Here is a 4,931-nt window from a genome sequence, read left to right on the forward strand (position 1 = left end):
AAATTCTAAATTCTAAATTCTAAATTCTAAATTCTAAATTCTAAATTCTAAATTCTAAATTCTAAATTCTAAATTCTAAATTCTAAATTCTAAATTCTAAATTCTAAATTCTAAATTCTAAATTCTACTAACCTTTACCAAAATGAGTGATACTTTTTCCTAAAGCTTATTCAACAATTGGTATAGTAGAGTTAACTCGCAAGAAATTATCTAAATCTCCATAGGTTCCAGCGTAGGTAATAGTGGAATTATCATAACCTTTGAGATTTACAGTGTGTTGCTTGAAGTTAAGCTCAGACTTTCCGATTTTAGAAACGTAACGGTATGTATCCTCCCCTAGGGCAATATCTAGACCAAGTTCCTTGGTGGCAGATTCGAGGCGAAAAGCGGCAATTACAGTATCCCCAACAGCAGTGTATTCTGGGCGATCGCCACTACCAGTGGTGTTACCAACAATAGCATAACCGGTGTTGATTCCAGTACCAATTCGCAGTGGGAAGGGCAGAGGATATTCCTTAGAGAGATTGGTAGTCATTTTGTTGAGGTCATTGACTGCTTGCAAAATACTCATGGCTTCTTGATCACTGACCCCTTGAGAGCCATGAAACCAAATCGCCATAATCGCGTCACCGATGTATTTATCTACCCAACTGCCACACCTTTTCAGAATTTCTCCAGACTCCCGGAACCAACTACCAATTGCCACTGAGAGGGTGGTTTCATCTAACTGGTGGGTGAGTACGGTAAAGTTTCGGATGTCCACCACCATCACAGAAATCAGGCGGCGCACGTGCAATATTGACGTTTGGGTATCTTTATGTATAGGTTCGGATGGTTCAGTTTTATGAGCCTTGGGTGGGCAATAAAACTCCAATTCTGTCTGACCAAAGGTAAGATGATCGCCATTGCGCAAGGTCACCGGAATACTGACTCTGCGTCCATTGACAAATGTACCGTTACGGCTGCCTAAATCAATAAGATAGAAATCACCGTTTTCGGTACACTGCAACATCGCATGGTTTCTGGAAATCCAGCGATCTGAAAGTACAAAATTGTTATCATAACTACGACCGACGGTCCAGCAATTACTACCAACTAATGGCATATACTGATCGTCAGAGTCGGTAGGCATAAGTAGGTAAGGGGTGGATCGCAAAGTCACCACAGATATAGGAGCAACAACAGGGTTAACGGAGAGGTTGATCATTGCATCAATTTTCCAAGATTTCCCCTGATCAGGGAAGGATAGCGCAGAAGTTGGAGAAACAATAGCAGCAATAAGTTACTGACTAGTTACTGCTAATCGAGCTTGAGTATGCTGCTGTCAAAAACCCAGCAAGACTCAGAAGCTGACCCTAGTAGATACATTCACAGGATGATGGAGTCATTTCGGAATAACCATCACAATGACAATGGTCAAAACTTACCTAATATTTATATATATATATAAATATCTATATATAAATAAATGAATAAGGCTTCCGAAGAAGCCCACACTGTACCTTTTAGGGTCAGTGTCTGGAGTCATCATGCTAGGTTAGCTGCCAACCAAAAAAGACTATCTACCACGATTGTACTCAAAACGGCTCCACTAAACGTCCACCAATGGGGCTGTTCTTTTGTCAATGACCAAAGACCAACTATTCCTAGCGTAGCAACCAAAAGCACTGCCCAGCTAATTCCCCAAGGAGTTTGGACTTGTGCGATCGCATTTTGAAAGACTGGTTTTGCCAGGACTGGCTCTACTACCATCACCTGACGCCAGTAGGGAATTAGATTCGTCAAGTAGAAATAGATGTCGGTCATGGCTGTACCGAATAACGAACCCAAGTAAAACAGATTTCCTACCTTTCCCCAACCCCGCCACAATCCCCACAGAGCGAATGGTAGACCAATTGCCTCTACCGGTAAATGCAGTAGAGGTTCAGTCCGCAACCAACCCCAATATAGTGAACCAGCCAGCCAACTCCAGCTAAATCCCAACAGCAAGTCACCCCAGACTTGGGTTGATGGACGTTGGAGCAGTTTTATCCCTAGCCACACCCAAGCCAGGGTGATGACTAAACTCAACAGTGGGAAAAGGCGCACTAGGGGAGCTTGGAAGAACACTGGCACAGAAACCAGGAAGGAGGCGGCAGCAAATAATAGCCATCCTTGAGGATTACTCACTCCCCTAGGGGGTATCGATAGAAGTAGTTGCCCTAAATTATTAGAATTCCTTGGGGATATACCAGAAAACCAAGTATTTTTCAACAAAATTTTGTTATTTATCTTTAATTATCTTTATTCAACTTAATATATCATTACCAATATCCCCCCAGGGGGCATATTGGTAAGAGTACTTGAATGTGGTGGTTTATGGCAAGGGTTGAAATATAGCAGTTATAGCGCTACGCGCAAGGCAAGAGGCAAGAGGCAATAGGCAATAGGCAATAGGCAAGAGGCAATAGGCAAGAGGCAAGAGGCAATAGGCAAGAGGCAATAGGCAAGAGGCAATAGGTCTGACGGGGTGAACTCAAAAATTTATGGAAAATTAAGATTTGCTTAGCCATTGGTGATGCCCTACGGTCAGGGCCATGGCTATTGCTAGACTTTTTCCCGATTCCCGATTCCCGATTCCCGATTCCCGATTCCCGATTCCCGTTCCCCTCCTGGGAGGGGTTAGGGGTGGGTTCCGATTCCCGACTCCCGACTCCCAATTCCCAATTCCCGATTCCCGATTCCCGATTCCCGATTCCCGATTCCCGATTCCCAAAAAGGATGAAATATTAAGGTTTAAGGATTAAAGATCAAGATGGAATGGAATTGGGATAAGATAAAGAGTTTGCTAAGCATCCAGATTCCCTTGGCGATTATTGGTAACTTATGCCAGAATACCGATTGAATTCAGGCTGGCTGATTCAGCTACAGCAACCTCAATAGGGGAAAGAATGGTCTTATCAAAACGTCAATTTATCAATTTTTCTATCATTGCTGTCCTTAGCGCCTGCCTTACCTTCCCCTTGAAGGTTCTCGCCACAACTCCTGCCCCAGATGTCTTATCCTCAACCAGTACCACTGCCACAATTACTACGCCTCACATGACTATTTTTCAGGCGGTGGTGCTGGGTTTTGTACAGGGGTTTACGGAATTCCTGCCCATCAGTAGTACCGCTCATTTAAAAGTGGTACCTGTGGCCTTAGGCTGGGGTGATCCAGGGGTTGCGTTTACGGCTGTGATTCAACTAGGCTCGATTGCGGCGGTGGTGTGGTACTTCTGGGGAGACTTGAGTAAAGTCACTACTGGCGCATTCAAAGCTATCCGTACATCCGATTACCAATCCCAAGACTTCCAGATGGCACTGGGAATTGCGTTGGGAACCCTACCCATTGTCTTCTTTGGACTGCTGATTAAAATCTTTATCCCTGATTATGACAATTCTCCGATACGGAGTACCATGTCAATCGCCTATGTCTCGATTGTGATGGGTTTGTTGATGGGTGTTTCTGAAGTGGTGGGTAAGCGTAAGCGTAACTTTGAGGATTTAGGTCTTAAAGATGGGATCGGGATGGGCTTGGCTCAGGCGTTGGCTTTAATGCCTGGTGTCTCCCGGTCTGGCTCAACTCTGACTGCTGGTTTATTCATGGGTTTGGAACCAGCAACCGCAGCAAGGTTTTCCTTTTTGTTGGGCATCCCAGCGATTACCTTAGCTGGTTTAGTGGAGTTAGTCGGTTTGCTCAAAGATGGCATCGGGGATGCTGGCGCAATGTCACTGATTGTAGGGGTGATTTCATCAGCAGCATTTTCCTACGTAGCGATCGCATGGATGATTAACTATCTCAAGAAAAAAGGTGTCTGGATATTTGTCTGGTATCGGTTATTGTTTGGGTTAGTAATTTTAGGTGGTATCATAACTGGGCTGTTACAAAATAGTTAGCGTCCGCAAGTGTCGGAAGTGTGGGAAGATAGGGAGATGGGGAGATGGGGAGATGGGGAGAATTATCCCTTCAACTATGGTAGATTTGGATATATATTTTGGATATAGCAATTCTCTATGCCATGAGGTACAAAGGGATCCCCCTAAATCCCCCTTATCAAGGGGGACTTTGAGGTTGAGAAGCATACCTCATAAATCCTATAAACGCTATATAATACAACGTTTTTCATAACTATTAGGTAGATAGAATTTTTTCACTCTTGCCTCTTGCCTCTTGCCTGTTGTCTGTTGCCTATTGCCTCTTGCCTCTTGCCTGCTCCCTACTCCCTGCTCCCTGCTCCCTAAAACCTAGGACTTTGTGCCTCACCCAATTGAAAACTGCTATCAATGAGTCAAAGCTCGATTCGTCCAGTATTAATCACTAAGGTTCTTCCCAACTCCATTGCCGCTGAGATTGGATTTGAACCAGGGGATTCTATTGTTGCGATTAATGGTAGCCATCCCCGTGATTTGATTGATTATCAATTCCTGTGTGCGGATGAAATTTTAGAACTGGAAGTGCTGGATGGGGCGGGTAAGACTCATGTGATCGAAATTGAGAAAGACTATGATGACGATTTAGGGCTGGAATTCGAGACAGCGTTATTTGATGGTTTGATTCAGTGCAATAATCGTTGCCCATTTTGCTTTATCGACCAACAACCACCAGGTAAGCGCCAAAGCCTTTATTTCAAAGATGATGACTATCGGCTTAGTTTTCTCTATGGGTCTTACTTAACTCTGACCAATCTGACTCAAACCGAGTGGGATCGGATCGAACGGATGCGTCTATCTCCTCTTTATGTTTCGGTTCATGCTACTGAACCGGATGTGCGCATACGGTTACTGAAAAATCCTCGGGCTGGGCAAATTTTAGAGCAGTTAAGGTGGTTTCAGGAGCGACGGCTGCAAATTCATGCCCAGGTAGTGGTGTGTCCTGGGATTAATGATGGCATTCACTTAGAACGTACTCTG

The 4,931-nt window shown here is 44.2% G+C and carries 6 protein-coding genes; 3 read left to right on the top strand and 3 right to left on the bottom strand.

Annotated elements, in window-relative coordinates; genetic code table 11:
• Window positions 1-166 precede the first annotated feature (166 nt).
• From F6K37_RS32050 to F6K37_RS32060, 3 genes are all read right to left on the bottom strand, one after another.
• A complete protein-coding gene (locus F6K37_RS32050) occupies window positions 167-1,207 on the bottom strand; it encodes an adenylate/guanylate cyclase domain-containing protein (protein ID WP_008181506.1) in 1,041 nt (346 codons plus the stop codon).
• A gap of 320 nt (window positions 1,208-1,527) precedes the next feature.
• Complete coding sequence (locus F6K37_RS32055) at window positions 1,528-2,169, bottom strand: DUF3120 domain-containing protein (protein ID WP_008181504.1); 642 nt, start codon at window positions 2,167-2,169, stop codon at window positions 1,528-1,530.
• Window positions 2,170-2,390: 221 nt separating this feature from the next.
• Entirely contained in the window at window positions 2,391-2,552 is a 162-nt protein-coding gene (locus tag F6K37_RS32060) for a hypothetical protein (RefSeq protein WP_154659716.1), read from the bottom strand.
• 24 nt (window positions 2,553-2,576) lie between these two features.
• Here F6K37_RS32060 and F6K37_RS32065 point away from each other — a divergent pair, with 24 nt between their 5' ends.
• The 3 genes from F6K37_RS32065 to F6K37_RS32075 form a co-directional block, all read left to right on the top strand.
• Window positions 2,577-2,786, top strand: coding sequence for a hypothetical protein (locus F6K37_RS32065; protein ID WP_287254635.1), 210 nt, complete (start codon window positions 2,577-2,579; stop codon window positions 2,784-2,786).
• 144 nt (window positions 2,787-2,930) lie between these two features.
• On the top strand, window positions 2,931-3,917 hold the full coding sequence (locus F6K37_RS32070; protein ID WP_502709631.1) for an undecaprenyl-diphosphate phosphatase: 987 nt from the start codon (window positions 2,931-2,933) through the stop codon (window positions 3,915-3,917).
• Window positions 3,918-4,304: 387 nt separating this feature from the next.
• Window positions 4,305-4,931 (top strand): PDZ domain-containing protein (locus F6K37_RS32075; RefSeq protein WP_287254636.1); only part of this gene is annotated, 627 nt, incomplete at its 3' end.

This window comes from Moorena sp. SIO4E2 (assembly GCF_010671945.1).
GTDB classification, from domain to species: domain Bacteria; phylum Cyanobacteriota; class Cyanobacteriia; order Cyanobacteriales; family Coleofasciculaceae; genus Moorena; species Moorena producens.

Excerpts from the sequence above, each read along its gene's own strand:
- F6K37_RS32050 (WP_008181506.1), bottom strand. The coding sequence starts at position 1,207 with ATGATCAACCTCTCCGTTAACCCTGTTGTTGCTCCTATATCTGTGGTG.
- F6K37_RS32060 (WP_154659716.1), bottom strand. The coding sequence starts at position 2,552 with ATGGCTAAGCAAATCTTAATTTTCCATAAATTTTTGAGTTCACCCCGT.
- F6K37_RS32065 (WP_287254635.1), top strand. The coding sequence starts at position 2,577 with ATGGCTATTGCTAGACTTTTTCCCGATTCCCGATTCCCGATTCCCGAT.
- F6K37_RS32070 (WP_502709631.1), top strand. The coding sequence starts at position 2,931 with ATGGTCTTATCAAAACGTCAATTTATCAATTTTTCTATCATTGCTGTC.